We start from the raw sequence: 15578 nt of genomic DNA on the forward strand, positions 1-15578 counted from the left end.
CTTCGCGGCTTTCGCCGGGGCGGTAAGTGCAAGATCGCGGGGCGGGCGGGGGCGCGGGGGTTAGGCGACCTCGACGATTACGTCTACCTCTACGGGGGCGTCGAGGGGGAGCTCGGCGACGCCTACGGCGCTGCGGGCGTGCCGGCCGGCCTCGCCGAAGACCGCCCCGAACAGGTCGGAGGCGCCGTTGATCACGCCCGGGACGGCGGTGAAGCCGGGGGCGGCGGCGACGAAGCCGGTCACCTTGACGATCTTGACGACGTTCTCCAGGCCGACCAGCGAGTCGATCGCCGCCAGGGCGTTGAGCGCGCACCGCTGGGCCAGGTCCTTGGCCTGCTCGGCGGAGACGCCGGCGCCGACCTTGCCGGTGGCGAGGAGCTTGCCCCCGGCCATCGGCAACTGCCCGGAGACGTAGACGTGCTGCCCGGACTGCACGGCCGGCACGTAGCTGGCCACGGGCGGGACCACCTCGGGCAGCTCGTGCCCGAGTTCGGCGAGCTTCGCGTGGGGACCGTTGGTCATGCCGCTCACGCCTTCGGCCGCTTGAGGTACGCGACGAGCTGCTCCGGGTTCGGGCCGGGAACCACGGAGACGAGTTCCCACCCGTCCTCGCCCCAGTTGTCGAGGATCTGCTTGGTCGCGTGGACCAGCAGCGGGACCGTGGCGTATTCCCACTTCTGCATCGGTGGAGGGCTCCCTTGGATGGAGTACGGCTCTTCGACGCACAGCCTACGGTCCGGCGGACGGCCGGGGTGCGGGACGCTGCTCCGGAGCGACGGGCAGCTCCCCGCAGGGGCCGCCGTGCTCGTACGGCTGGGGGCAGCGGGACCGGTCCGGCAGCAGCAGGTCGCAGAAGACCCGGTGCCGGTTGTTCTGGTCGTCGGCGGTGGAGACGGTGGTCTCGCCGGCGTCCAGCTCCGGCAGGAAGCTCAGCGACGTGGCGACCGTGCCGGCCAGCGCGGTGGCCGCCGCCAGGTCGGCGACCCGGATCGGCAGGTGGATGACGTACCCGGGCTCCTCCTCGTCCCGGCCGCGCGCGCCGGGCCGGTGCACGGCGCGCACCTCGACGGGATCGGCGAACCGGCGGTACGACCGCTCGTTGATCGGCAGGCCGCCCACCACGCCCTCGGCCTCGCCGGAGCCGGTCCCGGCCCGCCACGCCCGGTCGCCCGCCGGGAACTGGCCTCGGGGGTTGTTGTCCACGTCGCGCATGCCCTCGCCTCCGGACGTCGTACCTGTTCACGTCATCGTCCGGGGCCCGGCCGTTCCGCCCGGCCCCGTTCCCCCGCGACGGTCAGAACGTAGGACCGGATCGGAAGTCCCGCCAACAGGACGCGCACGGCCGGTCACGTCAAGTCACATATGCGACACACGTCCGGCGGGGAATCCGACTGCGCCCGCCGACCCACCGGAGGCGCCGATAGACCGCTACCCTTCCGGTCGGACGGGCGCTCGCCGGCTCGCCGCCAGCTCGATCACGCTGTCGCCACGGGAGGCGGCGGCGTCGCACCCCCGGGGGAAGAGATGACCCAACCGCCCAGCGGTGGCCCCGTCGGATCGCCGGCCGGCCAGCCGGAGTCCCCGACCCCGTTCGGCGCCACCCCGCCGCCCGCCACCCCGCCGTACGCCGCCCCGCCGTACGCCACCCCGTCGCCCGCCGCCCCGCCGTACGCCGCCCCGGGCCCGCCGGTCCCGCCGCCGCCGGCGGGACATCCGCCCTACCCGCAGCCCGGCGCACCCAGGAAGAAGCGCGGCGTGCTGATCGCCTCGATCGCCCTGGCCGTGATCCTGCTGCTCTGCGCCGGTGGCGGCGCCGTCGCCTTCCTGACCCTGCGCGACGCCGAGAGCGGCACGGGCGCCGGCGAGCCGGTGGCCGCGGTGGAGCAGTTCCTCACCGCCGTCTACCAGGACCGCGACGCGGGCCGGGCCGCCGCCCTGGTCTGCTCCTCGGCACGGGACGACAAGAAGGTCGCCGCCAAGGTCGCCGAGGTCGAGAAGTACGCCTCGACCCACCGGAACCCCCGGTTCCGGTGGAGCAGCCCCAAGGTGGACGACCAGACCGGCGACCGGGCCACCGTCACCACCAAGGTGACCATGACCACCGCCGACGAGAAGATCGCCGAGCAGGACCTGCGGTTCACGGTGGTGAAGAAGACGGGTTGGCGGGTCTGCGAGGTCGCGTGAGCCCGTCCGCTGGATAGGCTCGACGGGTGCGAGCAGCAGAGCGGGCGACCGGCCCGGCCGGCGCGGAGTGGCCGGCCCGCCTCCACGTCGTGACCGGCAAGGGCGGCACCGGCAAGACCAGCGTCGCGGCCGCCCTGGCCCTGGCGCTGGCCGCCGACGGCCGGCGCACGCTGCTGGTCGAGGTTGAGGGCCGGCAGGGCATCGCCCAGCTCTTCGGCACCGACCCGCTGCCCTACGAGGAGCGGCACCTGACCGACGCGCCGGGCGGCGGTGAGGTGCGGGCCCTGGCGGTCGACGCCGAGGAGGCCCTGCTCGAATACCTCGACATGTTCTACAAGCTCGGCGCGGCCGGCCGGGCGCTGCGCAAGCTCGGGGCGATCGACTTCGCCACCACCATCGCCCCGGGCCTGCGGGACGTGCTGCTCACCGGCAAGGTGAAGGAGGCCACCACCCGCACCGTGGGGCAGCGGCGCGCGTACGACGCGGTGGTGCTGGACGCCCCGCCGACCGGGCGGATCGGCCGTTTCCTCAACGTCACCGCCGAGACGGCGCGGCTGGCGAAGGTGGGCCCGATCAAGACCCAGAGCGAGGGCGTCGCGGCGCTGCTGCGCTCCCCGATCACCGCCGTGCACGTGGTCACCCTGCTGGAGGAGATGCCGGTCCAGGAGACGGTCGACGCCATCGCCGAGCTGACCGCGTTCGGCTTCCCGGTGGGCCGGGTGATCGTCAACGGCACCCGGCCGCCGCTGCCCGCGGGTCGGGCGGTGACCCAGGCCGAGCTGGAGCGGGGCCTGCGCGCCGCCGGGCTGCCGACGGACCGGGGCACGGTCGCCGGGCTGGCCGCGGAGGCACGCGACCAGGCGATCCGCCGCGAGCTGGAGGATTCGCTCCGCACCGAGCTGGCGGAGCTGGGGCTGCCGCTGACCGAGCTGCCACTGCTGCCCGACGGGGTGGACCGCGCCGGGCTGGACCGGCTCGCCGAGGCCCTCGTCCGGGCGGATTGACTCACACCTGCCGGCGGCACGGGCGCGCCGGCCGACCCGGCCCGATACGCTCGATTGGTGCCTTCCGAAGACGCGGCGCCGCAGCTGGACGTCGACCAGATCCTCGCCGATCCGGGCGTGCGGATCGTGGTCTGCTGCGGGGCGGGCGGGGTGGGTAAGACGACGACGGCCGCCGCGCTCGCGCTGCGGGCCGCCGAGCAGCACGGCCGCCGCACGGTGGTGCTCACCATCGACCCGGCCCGCCGGCTGGCCCAGTCGCTGGGGCTGACCGAGCTGGACAACACCCCCCGCCAGGTCAAGGGGATCGACGTCGAGGCCAGCGGCGGCGAGCTGCACGCCATGATGCTGGACATGAAGCGCACCTTCGACGACGTGGTGCTCCAGCACACCGATCGGGCGAAGGCGGAAGAGATCTTCGCCAACCCCTTCTACCAGGCAATGAGCTCGACCTTCGCCGGCACGCAGGAATACATGGCGATGGAGAAGCTGGGCCAGTTGCACGCCCGGGGCGAGTGGGACCTGATCGTGGTGGACACCCCGCCGTCCCGCTCGGCGCTGGACTTCCTCGACGCGCCGGCCCGCCTGTCCCGCTTCCTCGACGGCCGGATGCTGCGGCTGCTGCTGGCCCCGGCGCGCACCGGCGGCCGCAGCATGTTCAGCCTGGTCACCGCCTCGTTCGGGATGTTCTCCAAGGTCGTGCAGAAGGTGCTCGGCGCCCAGTTGCTGACCGACCTGTCCGGCTTCGTCGCGGCGCTCGACTCGATGTTCGGCGGGTTCCGGCAGCGCGCCGAGCAGACGTACCGCATCCTCCAGGCGCGGGAGACGGCCTTCCTGCTGGTCGCGGCGCCGGAGTCGGACGCGGTGCGGGAGGCCGCCTACTTCGCGGGCCGGCTGCGCGAGGAGAAGATGCCGCTGGCGGGCCTGGTGCTCAACCGGGTGCACCGCCCGGCGGTGCCCGGCCTCGACGCGGCGGAGAGCCTGGCCGCCGCGGAGCGGCTGGCCGCCCTCGGCGGGCACGAGGGCACCGTCGACGTGCTGCGGGCCCACGCGGCCCTGGCCCAGCAGGCCGTACGCGAGCGGAAGGTGGCGGCCCGGTTCACGGAGGCGTTCCCGGCGGTGCCGGCGGTGTCGGTGACGGCGCAGCCCGCCGACGTGCACGACGTCGACGGGCTGCGGACGATCGGCGCGGCGATCAGCCGGCCGTGACGGCGCTCAGCCGGCGGCGGTGACGAGGATCTTGTCCTTGCCCGCCTTGTCCTTGGCGTTCTTCTTCATCGCGGCCTCGAACATCTTGCGCCAGCTCGTCACCTGGGGGTGACGGCGCAGCAGCGCGCGGCGTTCGCGTTCGGTCATGCCACCCCACACCCCGAACTCGATCCGGTTGTCCAGCGCGTCGGCCAGGCACTCGTACCGGACTGGGCAGCTCCGGCAGATCCGCTTGGCCACGTTCTGTTCGGCGCCCTGTACGAACAACGCGTCCGGGTCCCCGTTCTGACACGCCGCCAGCGACGGCCAGTCAGTGATCATGCCCATCTGTACTCGTCCCCCCTTGCAGTACCTACCGACCCCGTCGCGGACCAGCCGGCAATTCCCCCCGGTCGCCCGGCGCGCCTTCCCCAAGGCGGCACGGGCGACATGTGGCTCTGTCGCCGCCCCCCATCATGCTCTGTAGTCACCCGATTACGCAACGTTGTCGGCTAAATCCATCATTCCGGACACTCCCGGCTTCCCGGGCTTCGCGACCGCCGGTTACCCCGCCGAAGTCCGTGAAAACGCTGCGGGCCCCCTCGGGAAGAAGGGAGACTCGGCACCGGATTCACGCAACCCCGCACCGGGGGTCATGCGTTTAGCACAACGAGGTCGGCGCGCGCAGGAAATGGGGAAAGAACGCCCCAGCGCCCCTCGTTCCCTACTCGCGTACCCTGTCGAGGTGACCTGGATGCGGAAACGTGACCACAATGTGCTGACCAACGCCGCATCGCTGCTCATATGTGGCCTCCTGGCCGGCGTGGTGGTCGCAGCGGCGGCCTTCCCCGCGGTGGCGATGTCCGGCCTCGCCGCGAAGGCCGGCGCCGAGACCTTCGGCGCACTACCCAAGGAGCTGACCGTGGCGCGGGCGCCACAGATCAGCTACCTGTACGCCTCCGACGGCAAGACCCCGCTGGCGACCATGTACGACGAGAACCGTCGGGACGTGAAGCTGGCCGACATCGCGCCCGTCATGCAGAAGGCGATCATCGCCGCCGAGGACCACGACTTCTACAAGCACAACGGCGTGGACCTCAACGGCATCGCCCGGGCCTTCGTCAACAACCAGTCCAACGCGGCCAGCCAGCAGGGCGCCTCGACGCTGACCATGCAGTACGTCCGGCTGGCCATCGCCTACTCGGCGACCCACCCGGCCGACGTGGTCGCGGCCACCGAGGACACCAGCGCCCGCAAGCTGCGCGAGATGCGCTACGCCCTCCAGATCGACAAGGAGCTCTCCAAGGACGAGATCCTGGAGCGCTACCTCAACATCGCCGCGTTCGGCAACGGCGCGTACGGCGTCTACGCCGCCAGCCAGGTCTACTTCAACAAGCCGCCGAGCAAGCTGAAGATCGAGGAAGCGGCCATGCTCGCCGGCATGGTGAAGGCCCCCAGTACCAACGACCCGACCACCAAGAGCGGCTACAAGGCGGCGGTCGACCGGCGCAACTACGTCATCGAGAACATGGTCGAGACCGGCGCCATCACCCGCCAGGAGGCGGACGCGGCGAAGGCCACCAAGCTCGTGATCACCGGCAAGCGGGCCCCCAACGGCTGCGTCGCGACCAACAAGAAGGGCTGGGGCTTCTTCTGCGACTACCTCTACCGCTGGTGGATGCAGCAGGAGACGTTCGGCTCGACCACGTACGACCGGGAGCGGCGGCTGAAGAGCGGCGGCTACAAGATCATCACCTCGCTCGACGTGCCGGCGCAGGACGGCGCGGACAAGGCCGTCCGCCGCGCCAAGCCGGAGAACAGCAAGGAAGCCGCCATGGTGGCGGTGGTCGAGCCGGGCACCGGCCGGGTCCGGGCGCTGGCGGTGAACCGCACCTTCAAGCTGGACGACCCGAACAAGCCGGCCAACAAGATGCACAGCGACCCGAAGCAGCGCAAGAAGGGCAAGCGCGGCAACTACCCGAACACGGTCAACCCGCTGCTCACCGGCGGCGACGGCATCACGGGCTACCAGGCCGGCTCGACCTTCAAGATGTTCACCATCGTTGCGGCGCTGGAGAAGGGCGTCCCGCTCGGCTACACGTTCAACGCCCCGCAGCAGTTCAAGTCGGAATACATCATCAGCAGCAGCAGCCCGGCGGCGTGCCCCGGCACCCACTTCTACTGCCCGACCAACTCCAACAAGAAGGCCGGCGGCGTCCAGACCATGTGGAGCGCCTTCGCCCAGTCCACCAACACCTACTTCGTGCCGCTGCAGCAGAAGGTCGGCGCGGAGAACGTGGTGGACGTGGCCAAGCGGCTCGGCATCCAGTTCCGGCAGGCCGAGGACGCCAAGTTCGCCGGCAGCAAGGAGGCCGCCCACCAGTGGGGCGCCTTCACCCTCGGTGTCTCGCAGACCACCCCGCTGGAGTTGGCCAACGCGTACGCCACCCTCGCCGCCGACGGCAAGTACTGCGAGCCCATCCCGGTGCAGGAGATCAGGGACCCGGACGGCAAGAAGCTCGACGTCGCCAACCCGCGCTGCGAGAAGCGCGTCAGCACCGAGGTGGCCCGCGCCGCCGTCGACGCCGCCCGCTGCCCGGTCGGCGACAACTCCTCCACCAGCCGGTGCGGCGGCAGCCGTACGGCCGCGAGCGTCAAGGGCATCGTCGACGCCCCGGTCGCCGGCAAGTCCGGCACCACCGACTCGGAGAAGACCGCCTCGCTGGTCGCGATGACCAGGCAGTACGCGGTGGCCGGCATCATGGCCGACCCGGACTGGCCGCAGACCAACGTCAAGATGAAGCACAACCAGAAGGACGGCATCAACCCGCCGGTCTACGAGACGCTGCGCGACGCCATGAAGGGCAAGAAGCGGATCAACTTCGAACCCCCGGGCCAGAAGATCCGCGAGGGCGACCAGCGCCGGATCCCCGACGTGAAGTGCCTCGACGTGGAGCAGGCGAAGTCCCGGATCGAGGCGGAGGGCTTCGACGCGGTCGTCTCCGACATCAAGGTCGCGTCGACCTGCGCCCCCGGCAAGGCCGCGGGCACCAGCCCCGACGGCCGCACCATCAAGGGCGGCGTCGTGACCATCCAGATCAGCGCCGGCGGCGGCGCCACCCAGGGCGGCACCACGCCGCAAGGCCCCAACGGTCCGCCGGCCGGCCCAGGCCGCCCGCCGAACCGACCCGGCGGCTGAGCCGGCCGGACGACAACGGGCGGGCACCCCTCGTGGGGGTGCCCGCCCGTTTCGCGTACGCGGCCCGGCGCGCCGGGGATCAGAGGCCGAGCTGCCGGCGTACCTCGGCGGCCACCCGACCGCCCTCGGCCCGGCCGGCCACCGCCGCCTGGGCCGCCTTCATGGCCGGGCCCATCTGCGCCTTGCCGGTGAAGCCGCCCGCGGCGAGCGCCCCCGCGACCAGCTCGGTCAGCTCGGCGTCGGAGAGCTGGCTCGGCAGGTAGCGCTCCAGCACCTCGCCCTCGGCGGTCTCCTTCGCGGCCTGCTCGGCGCGGCCGGCGTCGGCGAAGGCGGTCGCGGCCTCCCGGCGCTTCTTCGCCTCCCTGGTCAGCACCGCGAGCACCTCGTCGTCGGTGAGCTCGCGCTTGGCCTTGCCGGCGACCTCGGCGGTGCCGACGGCGGCCAACGCCATCCGCAGCGTGGAGGTGGTCAGCTCGTCGCGCGCCTTGAGGGCGGCGCGCATGTCGGCGGTGAGGCGGTCCTTCAGCGTGCTCATGGACGGTGAAACTACCCTGAATGCCATGCGAAAGCGCACACTATTCCGGCTCGCGACCGGGACCGCCGCCCTCGGCGCGGCGACCCTGGCGTACGCGTCGCTCATCGAGCGCAACATGTTCACCCTGCGGCGGTACGACGTCCCGGTGCTGCCGGCCGACGCCGAGCCGCTGCGCGTCCTGCACCTGTCCGACCTGCACATGACGCCCGACCAGGGCCGCAAGCAGCGCTGGGTGGCGTCGCTGGCCGCGCTCGACCCCGACCTCGTCGTGGTCACCGGGGACAACATGGCGCACCCCGACGCCGTACCCGGCGTGCTGCGCGCCCTCCAGCCCCTCCTCGACTACCCGGGCGGCTTCGTCTTCGGCTCCAACGACTACACCGGCCCCGTCTGGAAGAACCCGTTCACCTACTTCCTGCCCGACCGGGAGTACACGGAGGGCGTCGAGCTGCCGCACGAGGAGCTGCGCGACGTGCTCACCGGCGCCGGCTGGGCCGACCTCAACAACGCCCGCACCACCGTCAAGGCCGGCGGCCGCGCGGTCGAGCTGCTCGGCGTGGACGACCCGCACATCGAACGCGACGACTACGACTCCGTCGCCGGACCGGTGTCGCCCGCCGCGGACCTGTCGATCGCGCTCGCCCACTCCCCCGAGCCGGCGGTGCTCGACCGGATGGCCGCCGACGGCTTCGGGCTGCTGCTCGCCGGGCACACCCACGGCGGCCAGGTCTGCGTGCCGGGCGTCGGCGCGCTGGTCACGAACTGCGGCCTGCCCCGCTCGATGGCGCGCGGCCTGCACCGCTGGCCCGGCTCCGACTCCTGGCTGCACGTCTCCGCCGGCCTCGGCACCCACCCGACCGCGCCGGTACGGTTCGCCTGCCCGCCCGAGGCGAGCATCCTCACCCTCATCCCCCGCTGACCGCCCCCGCAGGCCGCCCGCACCCCGCGCTGCGCACCCCGCGCCCCGCGCCCCAAGATCCGCGCAACTTCCGGGATGTAGTGGCATCCGCTCGACGGGAGCCAACGAGATCCGGGAAGTTGCGCGGATCTTGCCGCCCCGGCACCCGATCCACCGGGCGCCGGGGCGGTGGGGGTACCGAGTTGGACCACCGAACAGGGTGGGCTACTATTTGTCGGCACGCCTCGGGGTGTGGCGCAGCTTGGTAGCGCGCTTCGTTCGGGACGAAGAGGTCGTCGGTTCGAATCCGGCCACCCCGACCAGGTGAGAGGGCACATCCGATCGATGGATGTGCCCTCTAGTGCTTCCTGGGCGACCAACCGAGTGACCACCGCTCCGGGGTAGGCGCGAAGATGCGATCCATCGCGACCGCCCCGCTCAACAGAACCGGCCGCAGTTGGTGCCGGTAGACCTTCTCCGTGACCGTGGTTCCGGAGTGCCTGCACAGGTCGGCAACGTCTTCCAGACTCACACCGCCGCTCGGCAGCACCGGAACGGAGCTGTGGCGCAGCTCGTGGGGCGCCCAGTCGGCCGAACCGTCCTGCTCCGGTCCCGGTCGCGCGAGGGCGACCGGGACCGAAACATGAACCGTGGCCTGTGGGCCGTTCGGCCACGGGGCATTCAGCGGCCGATGTCATCCAGCTCGGTCAAGTCCTCGTGCGAGAGGGAGAGTCCCGCGCCGGCGATGTTCTCGCGCAGGTGTGCTGTCGATGACGTGCCGGGGATGAGCAGGATGTTCGGTGATCGCTGCAGCAGCCAGGCGAGCGCGACGGACATCTGGGTCGCCTCCCGTCTTGCGGCGACCGCCGAGAGAGCCGAGGACTGAAGCGGGGTGAAGCCCCCGAGGGGGAAGAAGGGCACGTACGCGATGCCTTCGGTGGCGAGCCGGTCGATGAGCTTGTCGTCGTGGCGGTGGGCGAGGTTGTACATGTTCTGCACGCACACGATCGGCGCGATGCTCTGTGCCTCGGTGACCTGCTCCTCGGTGGCGTTGCTGACCCCGAGGTGGCGGACCAGGCCCTGCTGCTGGAGTTCCACGAGCGTGGCGAACGCGTCGGCGAGCGAGCCGGGCTGGGGACCTTCGGCGTTGCCGAGTCGGAGGTTGACCAGGTCGAGTACGTCGAGCCGGAGGGACTTGAGGTTGTCGTGGACCTGGCGGCGCAGGTCTTCGGGTCGCCGGGCCGTGGGCCAGCCACCCTGTTCGTCGCGGGTCGCGCCCACCTTGGTCACGATGTGCAGCGACTCGGGATAGGGGTGCAGTGCCTCGCGGATCAACTCGTTGGTGACGCGCGGCCCGTAGGCGTCGCTGGTGTCGATGTGGGTGATGCCGAGGTCGACCGCTTCACGCAGAACGGCCAGGGCACCCTCGCGATCGGTGGGCGGCCCCATGACCCACGGGCCGGCCAGTTGCATGGCGCCGTAGCCGAACCGCGTGACGGTCAGGTCACCCAGGGTCCAGGTGCCGCCGGGAAGAGAGAAGGAGGGTGTGCTCATCCTGTTGCCTTTCGTCTGCGAGCTTGGGGGTGGCGCCTACTGCCTCCCTGCATCAGCATTGGAGAGAAACTTCCTGTCGGGAAGTAGGCACCCTGGAGTGCGTAACCCACCCATCGGTGAGAGGTGCGAGCAGTGACGACGATGAAGGCGGCCCAGAAGAGGGCTCAGGCCAAGGTGGAGTACAACGCGTTCCTGGCGGGGTGCCCCAGCCGGCAGCTGCTCGACCGAATCTCGGACAAGTGGGTCGTCCTGATCCTGTGCGCGCTGGGCGGCGACAACAACCCTGGCCGGCCCGGTGCAGCACACGCAGACGCTCCGAAGGCGATGCGTTACTCCGAGATCTCTCGCCTCCTGGCCGGGGTCAGCCAGAAGATGCTGACCCAGACGCTACGCTCGCTGGAGCACGATGGCCTGCTCACCCGTACCGTGACGCCAACCGTCCCGGTCACCGTCTCCTACGAGCTGACCGACCTCGGCCGCTCGCTTCATCACATGACGCGCGGGCTCAGAGACTGGGCGCAGACACACATGGCCGAGGTCCTCGCGAACCGCGAGAACCGCGACTCTCGTACCTCCTGACGCTCACACCCAACCCGGACCGGCTCGGCTGGATGAGCGCTGCCGGGGCCGCCGCCACCCGGCCCCGGCTGCTTTACTGTGCACCGTGTCGGAGCCGATCCCCCAGCCGCCCCTGGACGAGTCGTCACCCGTGGGCGCCGCCGAACAGCCACACCTAGCCGCTGGGTCCCCTCAGCCGCCTGCCGTCCCGGTTGCCTCGTCGGACGAGTCGACGCCCGCGCGGCGCCGGCGCGGTCCGCTCCTGCTGGTCGCCGCTGTCGCCATGCTGGTGGGGGCGCTCGTCGCGACCGCCGTGGTCCTGTTCGTCGTCCGGGGCGACCAGCACCAGTACGCCGTCAACGTCTTCCTCAGCAACGACGCCACGGCCGAGCAGAAGGCCGCCATCGAGTCGGCCCTGCACGGGCTGGAGCCGGTGGGGGGCATCAGGTTCGAGGGCCGCGAGCAGGCGTGGCAGCAGTTCCGGGAGACGTTCAAGGACAGGCCGGACATGATCGCGCAGGTCTCGGCCGATGCGATGCCCGAGTCGTTCCGGCTCACGACCGAGGGCAGGGAGTTCGACTGCACGCGGCTGGCGCCGGTCCGCCACCTGCCGGGCGTGGACGAGATCCAGGTGATCCAGCGGCCGACGGACAAGAAGGCAGGCGCGGTCGTCGGCTGCGGCTGACCGCCGCCGCCCCCGGCCGCATCGGCCCCGGGCGACGCGCCCGGGGCGAGGCGAAGGGCTTTCCGGGCACCGAGCGTCGGGAGCCAGGCACCGGGCGCGGGACGACATGCGCTCGCCGGCGCGTACGGCCAGGGGCATGCCCGCTCGGCGGACATGCCCCTGACGTCTGGGTGCGGCGGCGCGGGCCTCGGGTGCCACCGGGTGCCCGGTGGCGGCGCGCGGCGGGTCAGCCGGCGGCCGGGGTGGCCCACTCGACGAACTGGATCACCACACCGTTGGGGTCGGTGACCTGGAACAGCCGCTCGCCCCACGGCTCCTCGCGCAGCGGCATGGTGATGGCGACCCCCTCGCTCTCCAGCCGGCTCAGCACCCCGGCCAGGTCGGCCACGGTGAACGCCAGGATCAGCCCGGACGCCCGCTGGTCGCGCTGGTCCTCGGGGAGCACCTCGATCCCCCGTCGCAGCAGCACGACGTCGGCGGCCGCGTCGCCCCGGCTGAGCGAGGCGAACCCGTCGGCGGCGGCCTTCTCCTCGTAGCCGAGGTGCGTGACGAGGAAGTCGCGGGACGCGATGACGTCGTCGACGGTCAGGGACACGGTGGTGGCGGTGACGTTCATGTTTCTCCTAGCGGGAGGGGCCGAGCGGTCGGGGTGTGCGGCGGGGTCGTCAGCGGCCTCGCCGGGGCGGCAGCCGAAGCGGCAGCCGGGTCCCGCGGGCGCCGGAGCGACCGCCCTTCGAGGTCTTCTCCGGGGCGCCGATCCGTGGCGCGGGACCGGTGGTCGGAGCCTTCGGTGTGCGGCGCGTACTCAAGGGCCCTCCTCGGTTGGGAACGACACAACTTTAGGTCGGACCCATCAGATATGTCAAGCACAAATTTGTGTCCAACCTATGAGAGACTGTGTGGCATGACCTCAGCGACCCCCAACCTGCGCGAACAGAAGAAGCGCGAGACCCGCCAGACGATCTCCGACGTGGCGACCCGCCTCTTCATGGAGCGCGGCTTCGAGACCGTCACCATCGCCGAGATCGCCGCGGCGGCGCACGTCGCCAAGATGACCGTCACCAACTACTTCCCGCGCAAGGAGGACATGGCCCTGGACCTGAGCGAAGAGTTCGTCGGCTCGCTCGCCCGCACCGTCGCCGAGCGGGGCGCCGGGGAGTCGGCCCTCGCCGCGCTGCGGCGGGAGTTCCTGGCGGCCGTCGCCCGTCAGGACCCGGTGATCGGCTTCGCCGGCCTGCCGTTCGTCCGGATGATCGTCGAGAGCCCGACGCTGACCGGCCGCCTGCGCGAGTTCCATGAGCTGCGCGAGCAGGCCCTGGCCGACCTGCTCGTCGCGGAGACGCACGCCGGCCCCGGCGACGTCGTGCCGCGCGCCGTCGCCGCCCAGCTCGGCGCCGCGCACCGGGTCCTCTTCACCGAGACCATCCGGCGCACGCTCGCCGGCGACGACCTGGACGACATCGCGGCCGCCCTGGCCGTCGCCGGCACCCGGACGTTCGACCTGCTCGAACCGGCGCTCGGCGACTACGCCGTCCGCTGAGGACGGACGCCGCCGGGGCCGTCGGGACGCCGCCTCCACCATCGAGCGGGCCAAGCCCCGGCGAGCCCCGGCCCCGACGGCCGGGCGGTCTGCGGCACACCGGAGACCACCGCCGGCGGGTCAGATCGGCCTTCACCGTGTCGACGCGGCGCCCGTTCGCGCGCGGAGCCGCGCTCGCGGCATCGCCGACGCGGCACCTCTGAGGCGACCGGGCGCACAGGTGCCCCCGACAGCCGGCCGGATCGCGCGCTCAGTCGTGGTGTTCGGTGCGCGCGATCTCGGCGAACGCGCCCGCCAGGTAGCCGTCGAGCGGCCGGCCGGTCACGGCGAGCAGGTCGGCCACGAGCAGCGGCGCGTGCCGCGCCACGGCGGCCGGGTCGGGCGGGGCCTCGTCGCCGTCGGGATCGTAGACGCCCAGGGCGCCCGCCAGCAGGACGAGCACCACGTGCGGGTCGACGTCGGGCCGCCACCCGGTCGCACCCCGGACGCAGCGTTCGAGCACCTGGCGGACGTCGTCGCCGTCCAGGCCGTCCGGGTGGCCCTCCTCCAGCAGGAGCCGGACCACCGCGCCCAGGACCAGACCCGACCGTTCGGCCGCCGCGAGCCGGGCCACCGCCACGTCGTACGCCTCGGAGTCGTGCTCGCGCGCGGCGGCGACCGCGTCGACGGCGGCCGTGGCGATCTCGCGGGCCGGGGCGGGCAGGTGTCGCCAGGTCGTGGTCATCCCGACCAGCATCGCAGACGGGCCCGACAGCGGGCGCGGCCCGGCGGCGGCGAGCACGGGCCCGCGGCGGCGGCGAGCACGCCCCGGCGACCGGCACGACCCCGGGAACCGGACCCGGGACGTGGCCTTGGTCACGTACGGGTGCCGGGGCGCGCTGGCCGGGGCCGTAAAGCGCTCGCGGGTCGTCGCACCCGGCGCACAGAATCGCGGACATGCTCAGTCGCGCCCTGCCCCGCCGTCCGGAAGCCCGGCGGATCCTCGTCGGCACCCTGCTGTCCGCGGTCGGGCGCGGCCTCACCCTGCCGTTCCTGTTCATCTACCTGACCGACGTCCGCGGCCTCACCGACGCCCGCGCCGGTCTGGTCATCGGCTGGTACGGCGCGGTCACCCTCGCCCTGTCGCCGATCGGCGGCACGCTCATCGACCGCTTCGGCGCGCGCCGGATCGTCGTGCCGTGCCTGTTGATCGAGGCGGCCGGCACCGGCTCGCTGGCGCTGGTCGACTCGACCGCGTCGGCGTTCGGGGTGATGACCCTGGTCGCGATCGGCAGCTCGGCCATCTGGTCCGGGCAGAACACGATTCTCGCCTCGCTCACCGACCACGACGAGCGGCAGCGGGTCTTCGGGCTGAACTTCGCCCTGCTCAACCTCGGCATCGGCATCGGCGGCCTGACCTCCGGCGCGATCGTCGACACCGCCCGCCCGGGCACCTTCCAGGCGATCTACGTGCTCGACGCGATCAGCTACCTGATGCCCGCCCTGATCCTGCTCAGCCTGCCGAAGGTCGGTCGCCGGCTCACCGCCGGCCCGACCGGGGACCGGCCGTCGACCGGTGGCTACCTCACCGTGCTGAAGGACCGGCCGTTCCGGCGGCTGGTCATCTTCGGCCTGGTCCTGACGACGTGCGGCTACGCGCAGATCGAGGTGGGCTTCGCCGCGTACTCCGTGCGGGTGGTGGAGGTGTCCCCGCGCATCGTGGCCTGGGCGCTGGCCGGCAACACGGTGATGATCGTCCTCGCCCAGCTGCTGGTCATCCGCCGGATGGAGGGGCGCAGCCGGACGGGTGCGCTGGCCGTCGTGGGCGCGGTCTTCGCGACCGCCTGGCTGGTCCTCGGCGCGGCAGGGGTGATCGGCACCGAGAGCGCACTGCTCGCCGCCCTCGGCGTGGTGGCCTGCTCGGCCATCTTCGGCTTCGGCGAGACGCTGCTCTCGCCGGTGATGCCGGCGCTGACCAACGCGCTCGCCACCGACGAGCTGCGCGGCCGGTACAACGCGATGAGCTCGATGATCTTCGGCATCAGCGGGGTGATCGGCCCGGTCACCGCCGGCCCCCTGATCGGCGCGGCCGACGGCCGGATCTGGGTCGCGACGGTCGTCGGCGGCTGTCTGGTGGCCTCGCTGGTCGCGCTCTCCCTGCGCCCCCTGCTGACGGCCGTCCAGGACGGCCGAGTCCCGGCCGCCCCGCCCGCCGCGGACCCGGCCCCCACCCTCGCCTGAGCTGTTCGAGCGGGAC

17 protein-coding genes, 1 tRNA gene and 1 pseudogene are annotated in these 15578 nt (G+C 72.3%); 10 read left to right on the forward strand and 9 right to left on the reverse strand.

Annotated elements, in window-relative coordinates; translation table 11 throughout:
- Positions 1-60: 60 nt before the first annotated feature.
- Genes ACWENR_RS00150 through ACWENR_RS00160 form a run of 3 tightly spaced genes read right to left on the reverse strand, consistent with a single transcriptional unit; the run spans position 61 to position 1212 of the window.
- Entirely contained in the window at positions 61-522 is a 462-nt protein-coding gene (locus ACWENR_RS00150) for a RidA family protein (RefSeq protein WP_452274876.1), read from the reverse strand.
- Between the two features lie 5 nt (positions 523-527).
- A complete protein-coding gene (locus tag ACWENR_RS00155; RefSeq protein ID WP_013736319.1) occupies positions 528-683 on the reverse strand; it encodes a DUF4177 domain-containing protein in 156 nt (51 codons plus the stop codon).
- Positions 684-729: 46 nt separating this feature from the next.
- Positions 730-1212 (reverse strand): hypothetical protein, encoded by a 483-nt coding sequence (locus ACWENR_RS00160; protein WP_452274877.1) that lies wholly within the window; start codon positions 1210-1212, stop codon positions 730-732.
- Positions 1213-1524: 312 nt separating this feature from the next.
- Between ACWENR_RS00160 and ACWENR_RS00165 the strand changes: the two genes are divergently transcribed.
- Genes ACWENR_RS00165 through ACWENR_RS00175 form a run of 3 tightly spaced genes read left to right on the forward strand, consistent with a single transcriptional unit; the run spans position 1525 to position 4394 of the window.
- On the forward strand, positions 1525-2184 hold the full coding sequence (locus ACWENR_RS00165) for an Rv0361 family membrane protein (protein ID WP_452274878.1): 660 nt from the start codon (positions 1525-1527) through the stop codon (positions 2182-2184).
- 26 nt (positions 2185-2210) lie between these two features.
- Positions 2211-3188, forward strand: coding sequence for an ArsA-related P-loop ATPase (locus ACWENR_RS00170; protein WP_452274879.1), 978 nt, complete (start codon positions 2211-2213; stop codon positions 3186-3188).
- Between the two features lie 54 nt (positions 3189-3242).
- Positions 3243-4394 (forward strand): ArsA family ATPase, encoded by a 1152-nt coding sequence (locus tag ACWENR_RS00175; protein WP_452274880.1) that lies wholly within the window; start codon positions 3243-3245, stop codon positions 4392-4394.
- A 6-nt stretch (positions 4395-4400) separates the two neighbouring features.
- Here ACWENR_RS00175 and ACWENR_RS00180 read toward each other — a convergent pair whose 3' ends face one another.
- Complete coding sequence (locus ACWENR_RS00180) at positions 4401-4721, reverse strand: WhiB family transcriptional regulator (protein ID WP_319460489.1); 321 nt, start codon at positions 4719-4721, stop codon at positions 4401-4403.
- A 406-nt stretch (positions 4722-5127) separates the two neighbouring features.
- On the opposite strand from ACWENR_RS00180, the gene ACWENR_RS00185 reads away from it, so the two are divergent.
- Positions 5128-7572 carry a penicillin-binding protein gene (locus tag ACWENR_RS00185; RefSeq protein ID WP_452274881.1) on the forward strand — a complete coding sequence of 815 codons (2445 nt, stop codon included), beginning with the start codon at positions 5128-5130 and terminating at the stop codon, positions 7570-7572.
- Between the two features lie 79 nt (positions 7573-7651).
- On the opposite strand, the gene ACWENR_RS00190 is transcribed toward ACWENR_RS00185, so the two are convergent.
- Positions 7652-8107, reverse strand: a complete 456-nt coding sequence (locus ACWENR_RS00190) for a GatB/YqeY domain-containing protein (RefSeq protein ID WP_452274882.1) — start codon at positions 8105-8107, stop codon at positions 7652-7654.
- 25 nt (positions 8108-8132) lie between these two features.
- Between ACWENR_RS00190 and ACWENR_RS00195 the strand changes: the two genes are divergently transcribed.
- Positions 8133-9026 carry a metallophosphoesterase gene (locus ACWENR_RS00195; RefSeq protein WP_452274883.1) on the forward strand — a complete coding sequence of 298 codons (894 nt, stop codon included), beginning with the start codon at positions 8133-8135 and terminating at the stop codon, positions 9024-9026.
- Positions 9027-9251: 225 nt separating this feature from the next.
- Positions 9252-9328, forward strand: a tRNA-Pro gene (locus ACWENR_RS00200).
- Between the two features lie 35 nt (positions 9329-9363).
- On the opposite strand, the pseudogene ACWENR_RS00205 reads toward ACWENR_RS00200, so the two are convergent.
- Together ACWENR_RS00205 and ACWENR_RS00210 are read right to left on the reverse strand one after the other, a co-directional pair.
- Positions 9364-9600: pseudogene (locus ACWENR_RS00205) on the reverse strand (hypothetical protein); the annotation flags it as partial.
- Between the two features lie 86 nt (positions 9601-9686).
- Entirely contained in the window at positions 9687-10559 is an 873-nt protein-coding gene (locus ACWENR_RS00210; protein WP_366640442.1) for an aldo/keto reductase family oxidoreductase, read from the reverse strand.
- A gap of 132 nt (positions 10560-10691) precedes the next feature.
- Here ACWENR_RS00210 and ACWENR_RS00215 point away from each other — a divergent pair, with 132 nt between their 5' ends.
- Together ACWENR_RS00215 and ACWENR_RS00220 are read left to right on the forward strand one after the other, a co-directional pair.
- Positions 10692-11138 (forward strand): winged helix-turn-helix transcriptional regulator, encoded by a 447-nt coding sequence (locus tag ACWENR_RS00215; RefSeq protein ID WP_452274884.1) that lies wholly within the window; start codon positions 10692-10694, stop codon positions 11136-11138.
- A gap of 262 nt (positions 11139-11400) precedes the next feature.
- On the forward strand, positions 11401-11802 hold the full coding sequence (locus tag ACWENR_RS00220; RefSeq protein WP_452274885.1) for a permease-like cell division protein FtsX: 402 nt from the start codon (positions 11401-11403) through the stop codon (positions 11800-11802).
- 226 nt (positions 11803-12028) lie between these two features.
- On the opposite strand, the gene ACWENR_RS00225 is transcribed toward ACWENR_RS00220, so the two are convergent.
- Positions 12029-12418 (reverse strand): VOC family protein, encoded by a 390-nt coding sequence (locus ACWENR_RS00225; RefSeq protein ID WP_452274886.1) that lies wholly within the window; start codon positions 12416-12418, stop codon positions 12029-12031.
- Positions 12419-12706: 288 nt separating this feature from the next.
- On the opposite strand from ACWENR_RS00225, the gene ACWENR_RS00230 reads away from it, so the two are divergent.
- Positions 12707-13342, forward strand: a complete 636-nt coding sequence (locus ACWENR_RS00230; protein ID WP_452274887.1) for a TetR/AcrR family transcriptional regulator — start codon at positions 12707-12709, stop codon at positions 13340-13342.
- Between the two features lie 250 nt (positions 13343-13592).
- Here ACWENR_RS00230 and ACWENR_RS00235 read toward each other — a convergent pair whose 3' ends face one another.
- Entirely contained in the window at positions 13593-14066 is a 474-nt protein-coding gene (locus ACWENR_RS00235) for a hypothetical protein (RefSeq protein WP_452274888.1), read from the reverse strand.
- A 212-nt stretch (positions 14067-14278) separates the two neighbouring features.
- On the opposite strand from ACWENR_RS00235, the gene ACWENR_RS00240 reads away from it, so the two are divergent.
- On the forward strand, positions 14279-15562 hold the full coding sequence (locus ACWENR_RS00240) for an MFS transporter (RefSeq protein ID WP_452274889.1): 1284 nt from the start codon (positions 14279-14281) through the stop codon (positions 15560-15562).
- Positions 15563-15578 lie beyond the last annotated feature (16 nt).

Source organism: Micromonospora sp. NPDC004336 (assembly GCF_053602615.1).

What these genes read in the sequence shown, in the direction of transcription:
- ACWENR_RS00150 (WP_452274876.1), bottom strand. Translation starts at nt 522, where the DNA reads ATGACCAACGGTCCCCACGCGAAGCTCGCCGAACTCGGGCACGAGCTG.
- ACWENR_RS00155 (WP_013736319.1), bottom strand. Translation starts at nt 683, where the DNA reads ATGCAGAAGTGGGAATACGCCACGGTCCCGCTGCTGGTCCACGCGACC.
- ACWENR_RS00160 (WP_452274877.1), bottom strand. Translation starts at nt 1,212, where the DNA reads ATGCGCGACGTGGACAACAACCCCCGAGGCCAGTTCCCGGCGGGCGAC.
- ACWENR_RS00165 (WP_452274878.1), top strand. Translation starts at nt 1,525, where the DNA reads ATGACCCAACCGCCCAGCGGTGGCCCCGTCGGATCGCCGGCCGGCCAG.
- ACWENR_RS00180 (WP_319460489.1), bottom strand. Translation starts at nt 4,721, where the DNA reads ATGGGCATGATCACTGACTGGCCGTCGCTGGCGGCGTGTCAGAACGGG.
- ACWENR_RS00185 (WP_452274881.1), top strand. Translation starts at nt 5,128, where the DNA reads ATGCGGAAACGTGACCACAATGTGCTGACCAACGCCGCATCGCTGCTC.
- ACWENR_RS00190 (WP_452274882.1), bottom strand. Translation starts at nt 8,107, where the DNA reads ATGAGCACGCTGAAGGACCGCCTCACCGCCGACATGCGCGCCGCCCTC.
- ACWENR_RS00195 (WP_452274883.1), top strand. Translation starts at nt 8,133, where the DNA reads ATGCGAAAGCGCACACTATTCCGGCTCGCGACCGGGACCGCCGCCCTC.
- ACWENR_RS00210 (WP_366640442.1), bottom strand. Translation starts at nt 10,559, where the DNA reads ATGAGCACACCCTCCTTCTCTCTTCCCGGCGGCACCTGGACCCTGGGT.
- ACWENR_RS00220 (WP_452274885.1), top strand. Translation starts at nt 11,401, where the DNA reads ATGCTGGTGGGGGCGCTCGTCGCGACCGCCGTGGTCCTGTTCGTCGTC.
- ACWENR_RS00225 (WP_452274886.1), bottom strand. Translation starts at nt 12,418, where the DNA reads ATGAACGTCACCGCCACCACCGTGTCCCTGACCGTCGACGACGTCATC.
- ACWENR_RS00230 (WP_452274887.1), top strand. Translation starts at nt 12,707, where the DNA reads ATGACCTCAGCGACCCCCAACCTGCGCGAACAGAAGAAGCGCGAGACC.
- ACWENR_RS00235 (WP_452274888.1), bottom strand. Translation starts at nt 14,066, where the DNA reads ATGACCACGACCTGGCGACACCTGCCCGCCCCGGCCCGCGAGATCGCC.
- ACWENR_RS00240 (WP_452274889.1), top strand. Translation starts at nt 14,279, where the DNA reads ATGCTCAGTCGCGCCCTGCCCCGCCGTCCGGAAGCCCGGCGGATCCTC.